Annotated in this window: 20 protein-coding genes; 17 read left to right on the top strand and 3 right to left on the bottom strand. The window is 46.7% G+C overall.

Going from position 1 to position 21,175, the window contains the following annotated elements:
* Nucleotides 1-39: 39 nt before the first annotated feature.
* The 15 genes from dinG to MAQ5080_RS09715 all read left to right on the top strand — a co-directional run bounded on the left by dinG (nucleotide 40) and on the right by MAQ5080_RS09715 (nucleotide 15,625).
* A complete protein-coding gene (dinG, locus tag MAQ5080_RS09785; protein WP_067209280.1) occupies nucleotides 40-2,163 on the top strand; it encodes an ATP-dependent DNA helicase DinG in 2,124 nt (707 codons plus the stop codon).
* An 87-nt stretch (nucleotides 2,164-2,250) separates the two neighbouring features.
* Complete coding sequence (locus MAQ5080_RS09780; protein ID WP_067209277.1) at nucleotides 2,251-3,579, top strand: DEAD/DEAH box helicase; 1,329 nt, start codon at nucleotides 2,251-2,253, stop codon at nucleotides 3,577-3,579.
* A gap of 9 nt (nucleotides 3,580-3,588) precedes the next feature.
* Entirely contained in the window at nucleotides 3,589-5,007 is a 1,419-nt protein-coding gene (locus MAQ5080_RS09775; RefSeq protein WP_067209274.1) for a protein adenylyltransferase SelO, read from the top strand.
* 21 nt (nucleotides 5,008-5,028) lie between these two features.
* Entirely contained in the window at nucleotides 5,029-6,060 is a 1,032-nt protein-coding gene (locus MAQ5080_RS09770) for an NAD(P)H-dependent glycerol-3-phosphate dehydrogenase (RefSeq protein WP_067209271.1), read from the top strand.
* Nucleotides 6,053-6,334, top strand: a complete 282-nt coding sequence (locus tag MAQ5080_RS09765) for a DUF4389 domain-containing protein (protein WP_067209267.1) — start codon at nucleotides 6,053-6,055, stop codon at nucleotides 6,332-6,334. Before MAQ5080_RS09770 ends, MAQ5080_RS09765 begins: the two co-directional genes overlap by 8 nt.
* Nucleotides 6,324-6,803 carry a phosphohistidine phosphatase SixA gene (gene sixA / locus MAQ5080_RS09760; protein ID WP_414852941.1) on the top strand — a complete coding sequence of 160 codons (480 nt, stop codon included), beginning with the start codon at nucleotides 6,324-6,326 and terminating at the stop codon, nucleotides 6,801-6,803. The genes MAQ5080_RS09765 and sixA overlap by 11 nt, the downstream gene beginning before the upstream one ends.
* Before the next feature lie 18 nt (nucleotides 6,804-6,821).
* A complete protein-coding gene (locus MAQ5080_RS09755; RefSeq protein WP_067209262.1) occupies nucleotides 6,822-7,682 on the top strand; it encodes an alpha/beta hydrolase in 861 nt (286 codons plus the stop codon).
* Nucleotides 7,683-7,707: 25 nt separating this feature from the next.
* Nucleotides 7,708-8,508 carry a DUF4892 domain-containing protein gene (locus tag MAQ5080_RS09750; RefSeq protein WP_082861073.1) on the top strand — a complete coding sequence of 267 codons (801 nt, stop codon included), beginning with the start codon at nucleotides 7,708-7,710 and terminating at the stop codon, nucleotides 8,506-8,508.
* 15 nt (nucleotides 8,509-8,523) lie between these two features.
* Complete coding sequence (locus tag MAQ5080_RS09745; protein WP_067209260.1) at nucleotides 8,524-9,459, top strand: patatin-like phospholipase family protein; 936 nt, start codon at nucleotides 8,524-8,526, stop codon at nucleotides 9,457-9,459.
* A gap of 75 nt (nucleotides 9,460-9,534) precedes the next feature.
* Nucleotides 9,535-10,284, top strand: a complete 750-nt coding sequence (locus MAQ5080_RS09740) for a hypothetical protein (protein WP_067209256.1) — start codon at nucleotides 9,535-9,537, stop codon at nucleotides 10,282-10,284.
* Between the two features lie 54 nt (nucleotides 10,285-10,338).
* Nucleotides 10,339-11,247, top strand: a complete 909-nt coding sequence (gene prmB / locus MAQ5080_RS09735; protein ID WP_067209253.1) for a 50S ribosomal protein L3 N(5)-glutamine methyltransferase — start codon at nucleotides 10,339-10,341, stop codon at nucleotides 11,245-11,247.
* Nucleotides 11,248-11,256: 9 nt separating this feature from the next.
* Nucleotides 11,257-12,357, top strand: coding sequence for a chorismate synthase (aroC, locus tag MAQ5080_RS09730; RefSeq protein ID WP_067209250.1), 1,101 nt, complete (start codon nucleotides 11,257-11,259; stop codon nucleotides 12,355-12,357).
* An 81-nt stretch (nucleotides 12,358-12,438) separates the two neighbouring features.
* The gene (yjjX, locus tag MAQ5080_RS09725; RefSeq protein ID WP_067209246.1) at nucleotides 12,439-12,993 is read left to right on the top strand and encodes an inosine/xanthosine triphosphatase; all 555 of its coding nucleotides are present in this window, start codon (nucleotides 12,439-12,441) and stop codon (nucleotides 12,991-12,993) included.
* A 185-nt stretch (nucleotides 12,994-13,178) separates the two neighbouring features.
* A complete protein-coding gene (locus tag MAQ5080_RS09720; RefSeq protein ID WP_067209242.1) occupies nucleotides 13,179-14,687 on the top strand; it encodes a thymidine phosphorylase family protein in 1,509 nt (502 codons plus the stop codon).
* A complete protein-coding gene (locus MAQ5080_RS09715) occupies nucleotides 14,684-15,625 on the top strand; it encodes a ribose-phosphate diphosphokinase (protein ID WP_067209239.1) in 942 nt (313 codons plus the stop codon). Before MAQ5080_RS09720 ends, MAQ5080_RS09715 begins: the two co-directional genes overlap by 4 nt.
* A gap of 597 nt (nucleotides 15,626-16,222) precedes the next feature.
* On the opposite strand, the gene MAQ5080_RS09710 is transcribed toward MAQ5080_RS09715, so the two are convergent.
* Nucleotides 16,223-18,103 carry a cation:proton antiporter domain-containing protein gene (locus MAQ5080_RS09710; RefSeq protein WP_067332964.1) on the bottom strand — a complete coding sequence of 627 codons (1,881 nt, stop codon included), beginning with the start codon at nucleotides 18,101-18,103 and terminating at the stop codon, nucleotides 16,223-16,225.
* 311 nt (nucleotides 18,104-18,414) lie between these two features.
* Here MAQ5080_RS09710 and MAQ5080_RS17405 point away from each other — a divergent pair, with 311 nt between their 5' ends.
* Nucleotides 18,415-18,573, top strand: coding sequence for a hypothetical protein (locus tag MAQ5080_RS17405; protein ID WP_156496558.1), 159 nt, complete (start codon nucleotides 18,415-18,417; stop codon nucleotides 18,571-18,573).
* Between the two features lie 57 nt (nucleotides 18,574-18,630).
* On the opposite strand, the gene MAQ5080_RS09705 is transcribed toward MAQ5080_RS17405, so the two are convergent.
* A complete protein-coding gene (locus MAQ5080_RS09705; RefSeq protein WP_067209234.1) occupies nucleotides 18,631-19,401 on the bottom strand; it encodes a CLCA_X family protein in 771 nt (256 codons plus the stop codon).
* A gap of 162 nt (nucleotides 19,402-19,563) precedes the next feature.
* Between MAQ5080_RS09705 and MAQ5080_RS09700 the strand changes: the two genes are divergently transcribed.
* Nucleotides 19,564-20,775, top strand: a complete 1,212-nt coding sequence (locus MAQ5080_RS09700; protein WP_067209232.1) for a sugar transporter — start codon at nucleotides 19,564-19,566, stop codon at nucleotides 20,773-20,775.
* Here MAQ5080_RS09700 and MAQ5080_RS09695 read toward each other — a convergent pair.
* Nucleotides 20,756-21,100: a heavy-metal-associated domain-containing protein gene (locus MAQ5080_RS09695; RefSeq protein ID WP_067209231.1), complete on the bottom strand. Its 345-nt coding sequence runs from the start codon at nucleotides 21,098-21,100 to the stop codon at nucleotides 20,756-20,758. The genes MAQ5080_RS09700 and MAQ5080_RS09695 overlap by 20 nt on opposite strands.
* Nucleotides 21,101-21,175 lie beyond the last annotated feature (75 nt).

Genomic DNA, 21,175 nt, shown 5'->3' with positions numbered 1-21,175 from the left:
ATTATATACAGCTAATCATTAATTGCTCAACTAAAATCCATGCTTTCAGACTCGATTAAAGAAAAAATTCAAATTGCCTACCGTGCCTACCTTGAAGCAAAGGGGCATAAGGCTCGTGTTGGCCAGCGTCATATGATTGCCACCATTGCTCGTACCCTTGGCAACATCAAGCAAGGGTCAGAAGGGGAGCGGCTGGGCGAAAAACATGTGGCGGTCGTTGAAGCAGGAACGGGTACGGGTAAAACGCTGTCCTACTGTTTGTCAGCTATTCCAATTGCCAAAGATAAAGGCTTGAAACTGGTGATCTCAACAGCCACCGTGGCGTTGCAAGAGCAGATTTTGCACAAAGAATTACCGAGCCTACTTGAACTGACGGACTACAGCTTCCGCTACACGTTGGCCAAAGGTCGCGGTCGCTACATGTGCTTGAATAATCTCGAGGGTTTTCTCAGTGCCGAAGAGCAGGCCACAGAAGACATGTTTGCTGGGCTGTTTGAGCAACACCTAGCGGCGGATGACGTGAATACTCCGTTGTATCAAGAAATGGACGATGCCATTCGCGCGGGCACATGGGATGGTGACAAAGACAATTGGGAAGGCATTGTAAGGGATCAAGATTGGCGTCGATTGACCACGGATCACCAACAGTGTACCAACCGTAACTGCGCCAACTTCTCTGCCTGTCCATTTTTCAAGGCGCGTGGTGAACTGGAGACCGCTGACGTCATTGTCGCTAACCACGATCTAGTGTTGGCAGATTTGTCCTTAGGCGGTGGTGCGATTCTATCGGATCCGAAAGAAACCATTTATGTGTTCGATGAGGGGCACCACTTGCCCGATAAAGCCATTGGCCACTTCCGCCATGAGGTGCGCCTACAGCAAAGTATTAGCTGGTTAAAGCAACTGGACAAAAACTTAATAAACCTGCGCCAAGAGCTGACCGAAGAAATCAGCACCACGGGGCAGATATTGCTGAAAATTCCGCAGCAAATCCAAAGTACGGTTAACTTTATTCAGTATGTACAGCAGGGCTTAGCGCCATTTATTCAGAATCTTGGGTTAGACCAAGAAACCCGCCAGCATCGTTTTGAGTTTGGTGTGATTCCTGATGAGCTGCGCCAACTGGCCTACAGTCTCGCCATGTCCTATCAAAAGTTGTTTAACCAAATTGAAAACATTCAAGACGAATGTAAGAAGGTAAAGCAGAACGAAGGCATGGGCATTAAAGAAGACACCGCAGAGAATTGGCTGCCGATTTTGGGGGTGATTCTTGGGCGTTTAGAAGCCTGTACTGAGCTTTGGAAGCTGTATTCTACTCAAGATGACCAAAACTACCCGCCTAATGCCCGCTGGTTAATGGTGGTAGGCCAAGGCATGGATCAAGATATTGAGCTCGGCGGTTCGCCGATCTTAGCGGCACATACTTTACGTATGCAGTTGTGGGATAAGTGCTTTGGGGCAGTGGTGACTTCAGCGACCCTAACGGCCCTTAATGAGTTTCATCGTTTTAATATGCGCTCTGGAGTACCGCGAGAAAGCGAATACCTACGTGTCATCAGCCCGTTTGATTTTGCCAACAAAGGTACTCTAGTGGTGCCTCAGATGGAGGCAGAACCGAATCATGCGGATGCACACACCAAAGAACTGATTAAATATCTCAACGAGCAGGTGGATACCAAGCTCGGATCTTTAGTGTTGTTCTCTTCAAGACGTCAAATGGAAGAAGTGGCTGCGGGTATTAAAGAGGATTTGAAAGATATCTTGCTGATGCAGGGGGAGCAGTCCAAGCGCATTATCCTAGACAGTCACAAAGACGCGATTGATGAGGATAAGGGCAGCTTGCTTTTTGGTCTGGCTAGTTTTGCCGAAGGGGTGGATTTGCCTGGCAAGTATCTAACCCGTGTGTACATCGCGAAAATTCCATTTGCTGTGCCGGATGACCCAGTGGAAGCGACGTTAGCGGAATGGATCCAAAAGCGCGGCGGTAATCCGTTTATGGAAATTACCATTCCAGATGCGTCCTTAAGACTGGTGCAGGCCACCGGTCGATTACTGCGTAGCGAGAACGACAGCGGCGAAATTCATATACTGGATAAGCGCTTAAAAACAAAACGCTATGGTAGGCAACTGATCAATAGTTTGCCGCCTTACCGGCAGATTTAAAAACTAAAGGTGATAATGCCGAGTCATTTAGGTACACTCGGAGCCTTGTTAACAAACATTCAATCAAAAGAGATTAAAGACTCTCACATGGAAAAACAGCAACAAGCCGCGCGCCCTGAATCAAAGGGACCAAAGCGCCAACGCAGACCCCGTCGTAAACACAACAAAAGCAGTGCTAACGCAACGGGAGCGAAAACTCCGGCTGCTGAAAAGGAAAGTGGTGAACTTTGGTCTATTAAAGACTTCAAAGTGCCTGAAGTTGAAGGGAAAGTCCGTTTCCACGACCTAAACCTACCTGATCGCGTGTTAAAAGCGATCCAAAAAATGGGCTTTGAATACTGCAGTGAAATTCAAGCAGCAACATTACCTGCAACCTTGCAAGGCTATGACTTAATTGGTCAAGCCCAGACAGGTACTGGTAAAACGGCGGCATTCTTGATCGCTATGATCAGTGACTTCTTAGATTATCCAGTGGAAGGCGAGCGTCCAAATCACTTCCCGCGCGGTTTAATCATCGCGCCGACACGTGAACTGGCGTTACAGATCGCTGACGAAGCGGAGAAGCTAACTAAGTTCACCAACCTGAATGTCGTGTCGCTTGTCGGTGGTATGGACTATGACAAGCAGCGTAAGCAGCTAGAGACTGAATACGTTGACTTAGTGGTGGCAACACCAGGTCGTTTACTGGACTTTGCACGCAATAAGAAGGTGATGTTGAATAAAGTAGAATGTGTGGTGCTTGATGAAGCAGACCGCATGTTGTCTATGGGCTTTATTCCTGATGTGAAAAGCATCATTCGTATGACGCCGCATAAAGAGCGTCGTCAAACTATGTTGTTCAGTGCGACCTTCCCGAAAGACGTACAAGCATTGGCTCGTCAGTGGACGTTCCACCCAAAAGAAGTGTCAGTGGTACCAAAGGAAACTACTAATAAAAACATCGATCAGGTGATTTACACGGTTTCGAATAACCAGAAATGGCCGATTCTGAAAAAGCTGATCGAAGAGAACGGTAATCAACGTACCATTATCTTTGCTAACCGTCGTGATGAGACCCGTGATCTAAACGAGAAGCTGAAAAAAGCCAACATCAACTGTGCTATGTTGTCTGGTGAAGTGTCTCAGGAAAAACGTGTTAAGACACTGGCCAAGTTTAAAGACGGTAGCATCCAAGTGTTGGTGGCAACGGATGTTGCGGGTCGTGGTATCCACGTGGACAACATTGAGTTGGTAGTTAACTATACGTTACCAGAAGATCCAGAGGATTACGTTCACCGTATCGGTCGTACTGGTCGTGGTGGGGAAATGGGTAAATCGGTTAGTTTTGCCACCGAAGATGACTCCTTTATGATCCCTGAGATCGAAGCGACTATTGGTGCTTCGATCCGTTGTGAATACGTACGCGACCAAGACTAACGAGGAAGCATGCAGCTACACCACCATTTTGCTGAGCTAGGGTATGAGTTTTTTGCGCATACTCAGGTGCAGCCTTTGCAAGAGCAGCGCTTGGTTGAGTTTAATAAGGACTTGGCTCAAGAGCTGGGCATCGACTTTTCAGATGAATTCGTTCAGCGCCAATTGAGTGGCCAAGAAACGGTCGATGACTCTCTTAGTATGGTGTATGCGGGGCATCAGTTTGGTGGCTTTACGCCACGTTTAGGTGATGGTCGCGGTGTGTTGCTTGGTGAAGTGAAAGATCGCCAAGGTGTGCTGCATGACTTGCATGTCAAAGGGGCAGGTCAAACCCCCTTCAGTCGTCAGGCGGATGGTCGTGCAGTATTGCGATCGACCATTCGTGAATACTTGGCCAGTGAAGCCATGTATGGCTTGGGTATTCCCACAACACGTGCATTGGCGTTATACGACAGCCAGCATGCTGTGTACCGTGAGCGTCCAGAAATCGGCGCGATGCTGATCCGCACTGCGAAAACGCATATTCGCTTTGGTCACTTTGAATATTTCTTTGCGCATAAGAAATATGACGAGTTGCAACAGCTGATTGACTATACCTTAGACACCTATTTCTCCCATCTAAAAGATGAGTCAGAGCCAGTTAAGGCGATGTTAATTGACGTCGTTCAGCGTACCGCACGAATGGTGGCAAAGTGGCAATCGGTGGGGTTTCAGCATGGCGTGATGAATACCGATAATTTCTCCATCCTAGGTGAAACCATTGACTATGGGCCTTATGGCTTTATGGAAGATTTCAACGACCGTTGGATCTGCAACCACTCGGATTATGAAGGGCGTTATGCTTTTCATCGTCAGCCGGGCATTGGTCTTTGGAATTTGAACTGTCTGCTGTTTGCGTTTTCAAAGCATTTCACGCGAGAGGAATTGATCGAAATCCTCAAGCATTACGAGCCTTGCTTGCAATCACACTATGATGAATTGATGGCGGCTAAACTAGGCTTATCTGATGTCGCGCAGTTGGAGCCCATGCTCGAGCAACTCTTCGTTGTGCTTCGAAAAGAGCAATTAGACTTTACTATTTTCTTCCGCTTTTTGAGTCGATTAGAAGCAGATAAGCCGGAATTATTAATGGATGAAGTCGTAGATAGAAAAGCAATGGCGGATTGGCTCGACTACTATTGGTCTGTAAGAAATGACGGACGAGATCAACAGGCCGTCAGCGAACAGATGCGACGAGTTAATCCAAAATTTGTTCTGAGAAATTATCTTGCTCATCAAGCAATTGAAGCGGCTGAGTCAGGTGATTACTTGCCGTTTAGAGAGTTGCTCAAGGTGCTCAATAGCCCCTTTGATGAGCACTTGGAAAGCGACGCTTTAGCGAAACGTGCGCCTGACTGGGGGCGTCATTTAGAAGTAAGCTGTTCTTCTTAACGATAAGGCATTGAAGAAACTATGGATAAGCAATCGGTTTGTGTATTAGGTGGTGGTAGTTTTGGCACCGCATTGGCGAATATTATGGCGAACAATGGCCATCAGGTAAGTCAATGGATGCGAAATGAAGATCAGGTCGAAGAAATCAATCTTACCGGCTTGAATAGCCGTTACCTGCCAAATGCACCATTGCATCGTGAGCTTTTAGCGACCAGCAACTTGGAAGAAGCGATTCGGGCCAGCGATACTATTTTTGTATCGATCCCATCGAAATCCTTCGAGCAAGTAGTGGAGCGTATTAAGCCATTGCTGACAGCAGATAAAATCCTGATCAGTACTACTAAGGGCTTTAACCCAAATCGCTTTGAACTAATGAGCGATATCCTGCGCCGAAACGGTGTTACGGAACGAATTGGGGTCCTCAGTGGTCCAAACCTAGCAAAAGAAATTGCTGCTGGGCAATTAACCGGCTCAGTGATCGCTAGTAACGATGACGCGTTACGGGCGACGGTGATCGAGTTGTTGAAATCTCGTACCTTTAGAGTTTATGAAAATCGCGACAGTACTGGCGTTGAATTGGCCGGGGCATTGAAGAATATATATGCCATTGTCTGTGGTTTGGCGAAGGCTATGAAGGTTGGCGAAAATACCATGGCCATGATTATGACCCGAAGCTTGGCGGAAATGAGTCGCTTCGCGGTGCATTTTGGGGCCAATCCCATGACATTTTTGGGGTTGGCAGGCATGGGAGATTTGATCGCAACCTGTACCTCACCTTTGAGTCGCAACTATCGCGTAGGCTTTGCTTTGGGTTCTGGTGAAGAGCTGGAAAAAGCAATTGGTGCCATTGGCGAAGTGGCGGAGGGTGTGAATACCTTGCGTATGGTTGTAGAAGAGGCCGATAAACATGGTCTGTATATGCCACTTGCGTCAGGTTTGTACAAACTGATTTTTGACAATGCGAGTTTGGATTCCCTGATCGGCAGTATGATGACTGGCGAGCAAAAATGGGATGTTGAATTCGCGACTGCTGGAGTAAATATAAATGAGTAAACCTGGTTACGCTAATCAAGAATTTTGGATCAGAATGTTGTTCATGCTGGTCTACTGGGGCGTGTTAAACATTGCTTTGACAGTGTTTGGCTTCCTAGTCATCATCACCACATTGGTTCGTTTTGCTTGCAAAACTGAGATCTCGACATTAGATCAATGGGTATCTTCAACAGGTACTTTTATTAAGCAAATCATTTCTTTCTTGGCTTTCTCGAAAGAAGAAAAACCATTCCCATTCCAGTCTTGGCCAGAAAAAAATGGTCGTGAAGACTAAGCGCTTATACATTTTGCGCCATGGCAACGCTGAGCCGTTTGGTTACGATCAAGATGCTCAGCGTGCATTGACCGAGCAGGGCTATGACGAAGTTCGTAGCACTGCCGAGCAGTTCGCTGCTCGCGATGAGGGCTTTGATGCCATTTTTGTGAGCCCGTATTTACGGGCTCAACAAACTGCTAGCGAGTTTATCAAGGTGCTGGGGACGCAAACCTCGCCACAGACCTTAGATAGCATCACCCCAAGCGGTAAAGAATTGGACGTGGCATTATGGCTACACGATTTGCCCTACGACTCGGTTCTGCTCGTCACACATCAGCCATTTGCTTACCAATTAGTGGATATGCTTGCTGACGAACTCTTGCCAGCGGCATTTCAGATGCAAACTGCCACCATTGCAGCGCTTGAAGGGGAACTTTTTGCGACCGCATGCTGTCAATTTAGGTGGGCAATTTCTCCTAAACACTGATAGAAGCGTCTAATTTATATGTCCAATGAAACGGCATTCAATCTTGGCCATACCAAACTCGCCGCTAAGCAGTGGCTATCAAGCGACCCCGATGCATTGCCTGCGCTAATGCTACACGGTTGGTTGGATAACGCTGCTTCCTTCTCACATCTCGCACCATACCTTCCTAACTATCATTTAACCGCTTTAGACTTATCTGGACATGGCTTGTCCGAGCATCGTCCCGATGGTTGCTTTTATCATCTATGGGATTACGCACTGGATGTCATCAGTGTTCTCAAAGCAGCGCCGCAACCCAGTTGGCTGATTGGCCATAGTATGGGGGGAGCGGTTGCCATGCTTGTAGCTGCTTTGGCACCAGATAAAGTTCGTGGCTTAATTGTCCTAGATAGCATGGGGCCAGCGACGGCGACTGCGGATCAGCGTGTAACGACCATGCAGCGTGCGATGCAGAAAATGTTGAAAAAGCGCAGTGGGCGCTTCTCTCGTTACCCGTCTCAAGAAGATTTGATTCATGCGCGTATGCATGGTTTCACTGAACTATCCTATGCGGCAGCCAAGCCGCTGGTGGAGAGAGGGTCGACCGTTATTAATGGCGAATGGGTCTGGCGTGCCGATTATAAGTTGTCATTTCCATCCCCTTTTCGTATGGATGAGGCGTCTGTTGAGGCCTTTATTCAATCGATTAAATGCCCAACTTTAGCCTTGGTAGCCAACCAAGGAATCTTTTCACAACAACAAAAATTGATCGAAAAGCGCGCAAAAACATTTCCTTGGATTAAGCTAAAAAGACTCAGTGGAAATCATCATTTTCATCTAGAACCCGATACTGCCGCGTATATAGCAGAGGAAATACATCGTTTTATCGATCAGAACTAGACATTTGGTCTAAGGAGTAGAGGTTATGTTTCGAATCGTTGGGGCGGCCCTGTCATCCTTACTTGTGTTGAGTGCTAGCCAGTCTCTAATGGCGGTCGATGACGGATTACCTGTTTACCGTGGAGCTGAGATTGTCAAAAGCACGCCACTGGAAAACAGCTATATCGAAATACCTTTGGCTAAAATCTATCGCTCCGGTAGAGGTTGGGAGCCAGAAAAAGTGGAAACCGTCGAGGGTTCTGCGATTCAGACTTTGTACAAAATCGGTCGTAATGTTCCTATGTCTGCGGTAGAGCGCTTTTATGCTCAAGCCATCGAGGATATAGAAGGTGGTGATCTGCTGTACTATTGTGAGAGCCGTGCCTGCGGTAGCTCCAATGCTTGGGCCAACAACTTCTTTCGCGACTATTTGCTCTATGGTCCTGATGCCAGTCAGTCCCTTTGGGTGGTTAAGGATTCCCGTATGCACTACTGGGTGGTGTATCTGAATCGCCGCGGTGCTGGGGATGTGATGGTTCGAGTGGATGAAATCATTCCACAAGGCAGTGATGTAGACATTGATGTACTGGCCCAATTAAGTGCCACCGATGTGCCGAGAATTCGTCGCTTCTTAAACACCTTAGACAGCTACGAGGGCTTGGTGGCGTTTGTTACCAGTGCTGCCGACGAGCGCAGTGCTATTGATGTGGGTGACGCTTATATTGAAGAGATTCGATTGGGCTTAAACCCTGATGAGCGCACGCTCATTCGATTTATCAATTTAGCCAATATGGGGAATACCAACTACGGTGCCCATCGTGTTATTTTTGTACGCAATTCCAATTAATTAAAGCGTACAGCCATGTCACAGAAAACCGTCTCATTAGTTTTGGGGAGTGGGGCCGCCCGCGGTCATGCTCATATCGGTGTTATCAATGCCATCGAAGAGCAAGGCTACAAAGTAGTGTCCATATCAGGCTGCTCCATTGGTGCCATCATTGGCGGTGTTTACCTATGTGGTAAGTTGCCGCAGTATCAAAAATGGGCCGAGCAGTTAGATCGTTTAAATGTCTTAAAGCTGCTTGATATGGCGGTTTTGATGGGAGGCTATATTCGCGGTGATCGTTACTTCCAATTTATTGAGCAGTTGATTGGTGACGAGGTGCGAATCGAAGATTTAAAATTGCCTTTTACTGCAATTGGTGTCGATATTTTAAGCCAGAAAGAGTTTTGGTTTCAGAAGGGACTACTATTGCCTGCAATGCGTGCCTCATCGGCGGTGCCCTCGATCGTGAACCCCGTGCAAGTAGGTCAGCGTGTCTACGTGGATGGTGGCGTGCTTAATCCTTTGCCGATCATCCCCACCATTTCAGCCGGTGCCGATTACATTATTGCCGTGGATCTCAATGGCCCAGCGCAGCAGCCGGAGCAAGCGACTTTTATTGAGCCTGAAAAAGAGTCTTCTGAGTGGTGGCAAGGCGTTAAAGATTTCTTCGGTCGCGTCAAGGCAGAGGCGGAAGAAGACGTTGAGCCGGAAACGCGCTACAACACGCAAAGTTGGGGGCGCATTCAAACCATCAACATGATGTTTGAGGCCATGCAAGAATCGCTAACGCAATATAAGGTGGCCGGCTATCCACCGGATTTGCTGATTTCCATTCCCAAGGATGCTTGCAGCTTCTATGAATTCTGGCGATCCAAAGAGTTGATCGATTTAGGTTATGAGATAACCACGCAAGCTTTGGGGCAGTTTAATAACAAAGAGCGTCAGCATTATTCTTTCCCAAGTGGCCTCTAACCTAGGTTTTTAAAGGTAAATACCGTAAAATAAATACCCATATTTCTATTTGTTTTTTTATAAGGTCTAGGTTGTATGGCTCGTAAGGCGAATATTGCGAAAGAAGAAATTATTGAAGCATGTTGGAAGTTGATTGAAGGCAATACCTTCCCCAATATTCCGCGTCTCAGTCAATACTTCAAAGAACTCGATGGCCGAGGCTGTTCGAATACGACGCTGCTTAATGGGATCAACGATTGGGAAGAAGCCTACCGTGAGTACCAGGAAAGTGAAGTTAAAGACATTGGTGAGCAACTCACACCCAGCTTTAAGCGCTTTGAACGTGATGTGGTGCAATCGCTGTCGGTTCTGTTAGATGAAAAAGTACATGCTTACGAACAGCAAATGTCATTGCGCAAAGAAGCGCTGGAAGGGCGAGGGGATTCACTCTCTCAAGCCTTGATCGCATCGGAAGCACAACTTGAGCAGACCCTTGACGCCTTACAATTGAGCCAAGCCAATGAGCAACAGCTGCAGACACAAAAAGATCAGCTGGCGGAGCGTTTAGATCACGCTCTGGCGAGAAATCGAGTGTTAGAAAAAGAGCAGGCAGAAGCCTCTGCTAAATTGCACGAAGCGGATACTAAATTGAGCCAAGCCCAAGTCGATTTGGCCAAGCAGGACCAGACCATTCAGATGCTCAATGACGCCCTAATGGGGGCCCAGCAGCAAATTGAACTGCTGCAAAAGCAAAATAACAGTCAATATGAACACTTATTAGACAAAGCACTGCATGATTTACAGGATTTGGCGAAAACTTTAAAACCGAGTAAATCGGATGCGTAGAGTCTGACTCCCTTTGCCGTTATAATGAGCCCCTTTGTATTAAGATAGAGTTTCATGAGCCGACACCAATCAGCAGTACGCGACTTGCAAACGATCCAAGACTTCATCCGTTGGACCTATTCGCGTTTTCGCAATTCCGATATCTTTTATGGCCACGGCACTGACAATGCTTGGGATGAGGCCGTGCAACTCGTATTAGGTGCCTTGTCACTACCAGTGGATTTTCCCAAGGAATACTTAGACAGTCGCTTAACCACCAATGAAAAGAAACGCATTCTGAAGTTTGTTGATTTGCGCATTAATAAGCGTGAACCGTTACCCTATTTATTGGGCGAAGCATGGTTTATGGGGTTACCGTTTAAGGTGACCAAAGATACCTTGATTCCGCGTTCACCGATTATGGCGTTGATCGAAAACGAGTTTCAGCCATGGTTACAGCAATACCCGCTAAGTATTCTGGACATGTGCACTGGCAGTGGCTGTTTGGGCATTGCCGCTGCGCTGACTTTTGAAGATGCAAGCGTGGATATCACTGACATCAGTGACGCCGCACTAGACGTTGCTGAGCAGAACATTGCGATGCATGAAGTGGAAGACCGTGTGACGGCGATTCACTCTGATATGTTCCAAGGCCTAGAAGGCAAACAATACGATTTGATCATTTGTAACCCACCGTATGTGGATGCAGATGACTACCACACCGCGCCAGAAGAGTTTCATAATGAGCCCCAGTTGGCGTTAACCTCTGGTACGGACGGTTTGGATTTTACCCGCGCATTTCTTGCACAAGCAGCGAATTACCTACACGATAACGGTATTGTGGTCTATGAAGTAGGTAACTCTGAAGTCGCTCTTCAAGAGGCTTACCCTGATACGCCATTTATGTGGGTTGAGCTAGAAAATGGCGGCAATGGCGTCTTTGTGCTGAGCAAAGACGAACTGAAGACATTACAACAAGAGTAATCTAGAACGATGGCTGGCAATACATTTGGTACTTTATTCACAGTCACCACTTTTGGTGAAAGTCACGGTTTAGCGTTAGGCGCTATTGTTGATGGTTGCCCTCCAGGTCTGGAGCTAACCGAAGCGGACATTCAACGCGATCTTGACCTGCGTAAACCTGGTACATCTAAGCACACAACACAACGTCGTGAACCGGACGAAGTGGAAATTCTTTCGGGTGTGTTTGAAGGTAAAACGACCGGTACACCGATTGGTTTATTGATTCGTAACACGGATCAGCGTTCAAAAGATTACGGCAATATCAAAGATACGTTCCGTCCAGCGCACGCAGACTATGTTTACGATCAGAAATTTGGCTTCCGCGATTACCGTGGTGGCGGTCGTTCTTCTGCCCGTGAAACGGCAATGCGTGTGGCAGCCGGTGCGATTGCAAAAAAATGGCTAAAACAGCGTTACGGCATCGAAATTCAAGGCTTTTTGTCACAACTTGGTCCAATCAAGCTAGAAGCGAAAGACTTGAGCCAAGTGTACGACAATGCTTTCTTTAGCCCTGATCCGGACGCTATTCCTGCACTAGAAGAATACATGACCAACCTTCGTCGCGAAGGAGATTCGGTCGGTGCTAAGATCACAGTAATTGCGAAAAACGTGATGCCAGGTCTAGGTGAGCCAGTATTCGATCGTTTGGATGCGGACATTGCCAAAGCTATGATGGGCATCAACGCTGTGAAAGGTGTAGAAGTGGGTGACGGCTTTGATGTGATTGAGCAAAAAGGCAGTGAACACCGTGATGAAATGACACCAGAAGGCTACTTAAGTAATCATTCAGGTGGTGTCGTTGGTGGCATGTCATCTGGTCAAGACATCGTAGTTCACATGGCTCTCAAGCCAACGTCTAGTATTACGGTGCCTGGTAAGAGTATTGATCGTCAAGGCAACTCCATTGATGTGATTACCAAAGGTCGCCATGACCCGTGTGTCGGTATTCGTGCCACGCCGATTGCAGAAGCCATGTTGGCTTTGACATTGATTGATCATCTGTTACGTCATCGCGGCCAAAACGCCGACGTTCAGTGTGAAACTCCGATTATCAAAGCGCAAGCAGACTAGTTGAGTTTTCCATCAATCTCTACAAAAGGTCGCTTTAGCGGCCTTTTTTGTTATTTAAAGCTGAGAAAAGGAAGAATTACTATGTCGAAGGAGATACTTCGAATTCTGGTCGGATCAACCAACCCAGTCAAACGTGGGGCAGCAGAAAAGGCTTTTTCTAGAGCCTTTCCAAATCACATGGTTGAAGTTCAAACGATTGCCGTGCCGTCTGGCGTAGCCGATCAACCGATGAATGAAACAGATACTAAGCTAGGCGCGCAAAACCGTACCCTTCAATGTGCCAAGACAGACCGTGAACAGCACTGCGATTTTTATGTGGCGATGGAAGGCGGCGTTGACAATTTTAGTGAGGGGCCTGTTACGTTTGCCTACGTGGCGATTCGTAATTGCCACGGGCTAGAATCACTTGGAAGAAGCGCAAACCTTCCATTACCGCCATCGGTTTATGCACGACTAGAACAAGGCGAAGAGCTGGCACATGTGATGGATGATATCTTCAATGAGCACAATATCCGTCAAAAAGGCGGAGCGATTGGCGTGCTAACGAATCACTTAGAGAATCGTCAAAGTGTCTATACTCAGGCTTTGACACTCGCGCTTGCGCCTTTTATGCATCCTGAGCTGTATCGCGAGTAGAACAAGCTTGTCATCACCACAAGGCCCGACATCAGATCAATATAGACGTTAAAAATGCCTAAAATTACCGTTAGAACTTGAAAAACTAGAATGTTAATCAATGCTTTAAAGAGGTTTGTGGCGTTCACTTTGGACTTAGATGACGAAGGGAACAGCCTAATAAAAGTGCTCGATTTGGGGTGCCTATGGAATTCGTTAATACGTTAAAAGTTGTGGATATTGGCATTGATACCCATCAAGAGCCAGTCGTCTATATGCGTAGTGATTGTCATATCTGTCTGTCTGAAGGATTCACCGCCAGCAGTCGAGTCATATTGTCCTATAAAGAGATTGATGTCATTGCGACCATCAATGTGGTCGATGAATCTGTACTAGAGCCCGGTAATGCAGGCTTATCTAAAATCGCTATGCGACGTCTTGGGGTGACAGATGGCACGACCATTTGCGTCAGCCATGCTCCAGTCGTCACCTCTCTGGCAGCAGTACGTAAGAAAATCTTTGGTCATAAGCTCAGTGATGACGAAATCAATGGGGTGATAAAAGACATCAGCGCCCACCGTTACTCTGACATTGAAATAGCCAGTTTCCTTAGTGCCTGCGCCGGCAGTCGTTTGGATGTGGACGAGATCGTTGCTCTGACACAAGCGATGGTGTCCTGCGGTAAGCGCTTAAAGTGGTCCCATGCCGATATGGTATTGGATAAACATTGTATTGGGGGGTTGCCAGGTAACCGTACCACGCCTTTAGTGGTGTCGATCGTCAGTGCCGCCGGTTTAACCATCCCTAAAACGTCTTCTCGAGCCATTACCTCTCCAGCCGGTACGGCTGACACAATGGAAGCACTGACCAGTGTTAACCTGTCAATTGGTCAAATTCAAACGGTGGTGGCACAGACTCATGGCTGCCTAGCTTGGGGTGGCTCGGTGAATCTAAGCCCAGCAGACGATCTGCTGATCCGTATTGAACGGGCACTGGATCTGGATGGTGAAGGGCAGCTAATCGCCTCGGTGTTATCGAAAAAAATTGCCGCAGGCTCGACACATGCCGTGATTGATATCCCTGTGGGGCCCACCGCTAAAGTACGTACCAATAAAGAAGCAGAGCGATTGAGTTCGCTATTTACCCAAGTGGGGGCTGCTTGTGGTATTCAGATTCGCTGTTTAATTACCGATGGTACACAGCCTGTAGGACGTGGTATCGGGCCGGTAGAAGAAGCCCGTGATGTGCTATCAGTATTACAAGGGAAGCCTGAGGCACCAGAAGACCTTTGTGAGCGAGCGTTATTTTTAGCGGCGCACCTCTTTTTTCTCACCGATCCAGAGAGCTTCAATCGCAGCCTAGACAGAGCCAGAGCAATACTTGATAGCGGCGCAGCATGGAAGCAGTTTCAGCGTATTGTCGATGCTCAAGGAGGCTTTAAAGCGTTACCCAAAGCCAACTTTTATAAGACCGAAAACGCTTCTTTGACTGGTGTTTTACAAGCCATAGATAACCGCCAGCTCGCGCGCTTAGCAAAATTGGCCGGTGCTCCGAATACCGCCGCGGCTGGTTTGCGTTTACATAAGAGCGTTGGTGATATAGTCAAGCAGGGCGAGCCACTGTTCACGCTTTTCAGTGACACCGAAGGCGAGCTGCAATACGCGCAAACCTATTATCTGCAGTCGGACATTTTTGCTATAGGGGATGAAACATGAGTATAAAAACATCCACTTCAGACACAGCCCCTTGGCTATTCTGTTTACAAGAGCATTCACTTTTGCAGCCCTTGGCAAAGGCCATCGGGGGACAGATTGGTGAGTTTAGTGCACGTCAGTTCCCAGATGGTGAGTCGTATCTGCGTATTATTTCTGAGGTGAAAGACCGTGATTGTTTAGTGTTGGCAGATTTATCACACCCTAATAGTAAATATTTGCCATTGCTGTTTTTAGTCGAAACCCTAAGGGAGCTGGGGGCGACCCAAGTGGGTTTGGTGGCACCATATCTTAGCTATATGCGTCAAGATCGCCGTTTTGTTGATGGTGAAGCCGTAACATCGCGTATTTTCGCCAAAAGCCTGTCTCATCATATGGATTGGCTAGTCACCGTAGATCCACACTTACACCGTTATCATTCCCTCGATGAAATCTACTCGGTACCGAGCTGTGTGGTAGAAGGCGCTCCAGCCCTGGCAAGCTGGCTCAAAGAGCAAAACAACCTGTTACTGGTCGGACCCGATAGCGAAAGCGAGCAGTGGGTTTCGAGTATCGCGGCCTATAGCCAGCACCCGTTTGTGATTGGTGAGAAGCAACGTTATGGCGATCGTAATGTGCAAGTGTCACTGCCCAATATCGAGTGCTATCAAGGCCGAACAGCGGTGATCATTGACGATGTTATCGCCAGTGGCCAGACCATTATGGAGTGCGTCAAAACGCTAAAATCGAAAGGCATCGATAATATTCAATGTGTCGCCGTACATGGAATTTTTGCGGATGGCTCTGATCAAGCTTTGCTTAATAGTGGGCTGAGTGAATTGATCACCTCCAATACCATTCCTCATTCATCCAATGCGGTGGACATTACACCACAATTGGTAACGCCGATTATTAATCTAATACGTTCAAAAAGAGCTAGTGCACAGCACATCGATACCTGAATTCTTTAGTAGGAGCGACTTTCTGGCGTTTAAGGACGAGTTACATTTCTGCTGGTTTTTAATTAGGGTATTTAGTTGCTGTGGTCAACTAAATTAGAGCAGGGTAAGGATCACTATTAGAGCCAGAAATGCCAATAAATCAGCGCAGCAAGATCAAGCAAAGTTCGTCCGAACACGCTTACCATCAAGTGTCACAATGTGATTGGACTTTGGCTAAGTAACGTCGGTTTAGTTGCCATATCAGGCTGAGCTCAAATAGATAAAGAAAGCTGGTCACCAGTATAAGACGATGGATTATCCAAAGGTGCTGATAAGCAAGCTAGAACTGATTCGGCGAACAATAAGTCCAAACGTTTTTGACAGGCGGAGGTTTAAACTTTCGAGCTAAATTATGTGTTCAGCAGTTTGGAAATCACGTTTGCGTGTTAAACGATTGGAATTTGCCAAAACCTATAAGATAGACAAACAATCAGATTAAGGATGCTGGAAATAGGCCTACTATTTCCGATAAATGTTATTATCGGAAATAGTGAAATATCCGGAATTAGCGCTGTTTTGCGTTAATTCCTTGTCTTTAAATGTTTTTCATTGCTGTTGCTATTTCTGGTTTTGATCTCGTATCGCAATCAGCTTCGCTTTGGTTTCTGGATGCTTGCTCTCAAATAACTCCAGCACACTCTTGATGTACTCTTCGTTCTCGTGCGCCGGCACGCCAACTTTGTAAGCGCTAGCAGCCTGGCGCATTGCTTCACGATCATCCTGTTGGAACAAGTCTTTCATTTGCTCAGCCGCATCGGCTGTGACGCCTAAAGCTTCAAAGGCAGAACGGCCCATACGCAATGACGAATCATAGGTTTCACTAATAATATCTCGACAGCCTTCAGCCCATAAGTCATAGACATGATGGCGATCTACAGCTCTGGCGATGATATGTACATTTGGATAAAGCTTTAGCACATGCCTTACCAATTTGGTAATTTGCGGTGCTTCATCTAACGCAACCACTAATAGCTTGGTATCTTTGATCCCTGCAGCTTCTAATAAGTTTGGCTGCGTGGCATCGCCAAAATATGTGTTTATTTTGAACGATTCCAACTCTTTTAAGCGTTCTATGCTGTAATCCACCACAGTGGTTTCATATCCCGCCGTTCTAAGCATTAAATCCACCATGCCACCAACTCGGCCTGATCCCGCGATAATGATTTTACCTTCGTTGGGAATGGCTTGCTTCGGTGCGTTATGCTCTTGTTTGTTGTAAAACGCTTGCAGGAAAAACCTTTGATGAATGATAAACAGCCCTGGTGAAATCAACATCGACATGGCCACGACAAGTAACAAGTTATCCGCCATTTCGTTGCTCAAAATGCCATTGCTTACGGTAAATGACAGCAAAACAAAGCCAAATTCACCTGCTTGAGCTAGGCCCAACGCCAATAACCATCTATCACTGCCTTCCACCTTGAATGCTTTGGCCAATCCCCAGAGTACGCTAGCCTTGATAAGCACCAATGCAATGGTCAGCCCAGTTATGATTAAAAACTGATCGGCCAACAGTCTAAAATTGATACTGGCTCCCACCGTCATAAAGAATAAACCCAACAGTAAGCCTTTAATTGGCTCAATATTGCTTTCTAGCTCATGCTTAAACACAGAGTTCGCTAAAACGACACCTGCGATAAAGGTACCGAGTGCTGGTGATAAATTAACCAGGGACATTAATAAAGCGATGCCGACAACAAATAATAATGCCGAGGCAGTAAAAAGCTCACGTAAGCGTGCCATCGCAACAAACTTAAAGATTGGCGAAGACAGAACACTGCCAATAAAAATAACCGCAATGATGGCTGAAATGGTGACTAAGGCAGTTTGCCAGTCATTCAAACCGGCGATCAGACTGAATTCTGAGTGTCCTTGCCCTGCTCCATTCTGAGCTGACTGAGCTGACTGAGCTGACTGAGCAAGCTCAGGAATCGCAAGCATTGGCAAGATAATCAACATTGGAATGACGGCGATATCCTGGCTCAGCAGAACTGAAAATGAGGCTTGGCCACCATCGGATTTAAGCAGGCCCTTTTCGTTAAGCGTTTGTAGAACGATAGCCGTAGACGATAAAGAGAAAACCAGCCCAACCGTGATGGCTGTTTGCCATGGGAGGTTAAATTGGGAAGCAATGGCAGCAATCAAGGCGGTAGTGAGCAGCACTTGTCCACCGCCAAGGCCTAATAAGCGCCCTTTCATTCGCCACAGCTCTTTTGGGTCAAGCTCTAAGCCAACCAGGAACAACATCATCACCACACCAAACTCAGCGACGTGCTGAACAGCTTTGACATCCACATTAAGTAAGGTCAGCAGCGGCGCAATGGTAATGCCTGCAAGCAAATAGCCTAGAACAGAGCCTAGGGAAAACTTTGAAGCTAATGGTACGGCAATGACGCTGGCCATTAAAAATACAAACGCAATGAGCAAAAGATCGGTCACGTTATAGCCATCCTTGTTTATTTCTTAATCGGTTGATTGACATATTGTTACAAAAACGACTTAATAACTAAGTCTTTTAAAGACAATTCATTAAACCCTAAACGTATTCGGAGGCCGTTATGATTTGCATGCATTACACCATGACAACATCTATGACTGCGCCTCGAATTTATGTCCGAAAAGCCAACTGGGCCTTCGGTCTTCGCGTTTAGTGTTGTTAACCACATTGATCGCGAGAATTTACGCGGTCAAGATAGCTTTCCATCCCTTCCTCGTAAATTCTCATGATCACTCTTTTTTAGGAGAAGATTATGAGCTTTATTGCCTTATTAAACATCGCCAAAGAATACTTCGAACAACGTCGTCTGAACCAGACGTTTGGCCATTTAGAAGATCATGTTTTACGTGATGTTGGTTTCGTTCGCACAGCGTCCGGCATTCGTCCATTAAAACCAACACGTGAGGAATAAAGGCCACCCTCCGAAAGGCAGATAAGCGACAGTTAGTGATGGCTTTAAGAAGCTGGCCTAATGACTGAGTTGCGCTTGGTTGGCTAGCTTCTTTTGCTCTCGATGTAATGCATCCCCCAGCAGTGAAAAGTACTGCTGAAACATTTCATTAATCATCAGCCTTTGTTCACCACTTGGGTACAACCCCAATTTGGCTTCATCAGTACCCACAGTGCCACGCACCAGAAATCGGCTGTTAGGCACGGAATCCTCTATAAAGGCTTCAAACGCTCGAGCACACATTTCCTCAGGTTTCGAATAATACAGTGTATTTAAGCGCTCATCGGTCAGTTGTGATGCGACAAATAGCGCACTTGGTTGTTTGCCATCTGGTGACAATAGAATGGTTTCATAACACTGCGCCAATAACAGGTTGAGCGTGTGCGGACCATAGGGGTAATCGTTAAGCCAAAGTTTTGAAGCAAAGGCCATACGATCAGCAATGGGAAACATCTTATCTCCCATATAGTGGTCAAAAGCATGGAACCACTCGTGGGCCAAGCTTCCTGCTCCGGCGTTCTTGGCTAGGGACAGTTTACGGATTGCCGGAATATAATGCGCCGAAACGCCTAAACGCCCTCCCTTACCGTACTGCAATCCTAAGCTACCGCGCAGAGATATCAGTGTTTCTGGGGCATTCAGCACCTTCATTAAATCCATTAAGGCATTGTAAAAGTTCAGCGCAACACGGTCGCGTTCTTGGGCTGTCACCCATTGCCCCATTTCAATGCTTTTAAAATCAAATTGGCGACGAATGCTAACAAAATTAGGTGGGCTGGAACGCATCATAAATGAGTAAAATCTTTCATTAATTTTAGTGTGTGAAGCTAAAGTCTCTGCGTATCAAGGGGTAACGCTTGTTCAAAAGATCCATATTTGCGGCTTTTAATCAGCGCTAGAACGTGAAGAATAGAATGCCTTTGCAATGCCAAACTTGATATCGGGATCATTATGACTCAGTTACCCCCAGCAGAAACAACACCGAAATATGTACAATATTTACGGGTGCTTGCATTAGGCTTCTGCGCTTTCATTTTTAATACGTCTGAGTTTGTGCCTGTCGGCTTGCTGACAGGAATTTCCGATGATTTTAACATTACTCCATCACAAACGGGTTGGATGCTGACAATTTATGCTTGGATTGTTGGTTTAATGTCGCTGCCGATGATGCTAATAACCAGTCGTATGGAGCGTAAGCGTTTGCTGCTTGGTACCTGTAGTGTCTTTATTGTCAGTCATGGTTTATCTGCTTTTGCTTGGGATTTCCAAAGTTTACTTATCAGTCGCATCGGTGTGGCCTTTGCCCATGCGGTGTTTTGGTCGATCACCGCCTCTATTGCCATCCGTGTTGCGCCCCCTGGCAAAATGAATTTCGCCTTAAGTGTGTTAGCGACTGGCACTGGCATGGCCATGGTGCTTGGCGTACCGCTAGGCCGTATCATTGGCGAATACATGGGTTGGCGTATGGCCTTTGAAGCCATTGGCCTTGCAGCCTTGGTGATTACCTTAGCAGTGTTCCACTTGCTGCCAGAGTTGCCGAGTTTGACCTCGGGAAATCTGAAAGCCAAAGTGACCTCGGTATTCAGTAATAAACTACTGTTTATTATGTATCTGGCAGTGTTTCTAATGTTTACCGCACATTATGCCTCGTACAGTTACATTGAGCCGTTTATGATTCAATTTGGTCGTGTTTCCAGCGGTTTTACCACTGTTTTGCTGCTGACTTTTGGTTGTGCTGGGATTATTGGCAGTACGTTATTCGGCTATTTTGGTGATAAATTCGGTGCCCCATTGATGATTGCTAGTGCCTTAGGAATGACGGTATGCATGGGGCTGATGGCATGGTCGGTGACCTCTCAAGTGGCTCTGATCACCATAACCGTCATTTGGGGCGCAGCAATGATTTTGACCATTCTTGCCATGCAGGCACGAGTCTTGGGTATTGATGCCAGTGCCTCCGACATTATCATGTCGCTCTTTTCCGGTATCATTAATCTAGGGATCGGCGCCGGTGCCATGGTTGGCAGCTTAACAATTGATCATATCGGGTTAGAGTTTGTCGGCTATATCGGGGCCTTTGTGGCCGCTTTATCGATGGCGGTCATTGTCTACATTGCCAGACTGAAGCTACCGCCTGCCGAGATTAGCGGCGGCGGGCACTGATGGGGGCTTTGCCACAGCAATGCGGCACATGGGCCACATTGGCTTGAATGTTTTGCTCTATTTGCTTGGCAAGATGCCACCGCCATTTCCACCAAAGTCCTTTTGTATATGGCTTAACCCCCAAAGCCTGCAGTAATTCTATTAGCTCATTGAGGTTGGTCAGTTGTACCTCATAGCGAAATTGAATCTGCGACTTAGCGGGCTTTATCTTGGCAGCACTTACCCCAGGATAAGCCATTAAAGCCTCTACGATGAGACTATCTTCAGCGGACTCTAAGCCGCTGAATTTTAGTGAAAGTGTATGAGCAAAAGCGCTACGGTTCATGACTCTTCTCTATTTCTTACTCAGCCAAAACCACCAAACGATAAAGCCAATGGCAAGCACACCAAGGCAATTTAA

Source organism: Marinomonas aquimarina (assembly GCF_900089755.1).
Classification (GTDB): Bacteria; Pseudomonadota; Gammaproteobacteria; order Pseudomonadales; family Marinomonadaceae; genus Marinomonas; species Marinomonas aquimarina.
The sequence above is the reverse complement of the archived record's forward strand: the minus strand, read 5'-3'. Positions and strand labels throughout refer to the sequence as shown.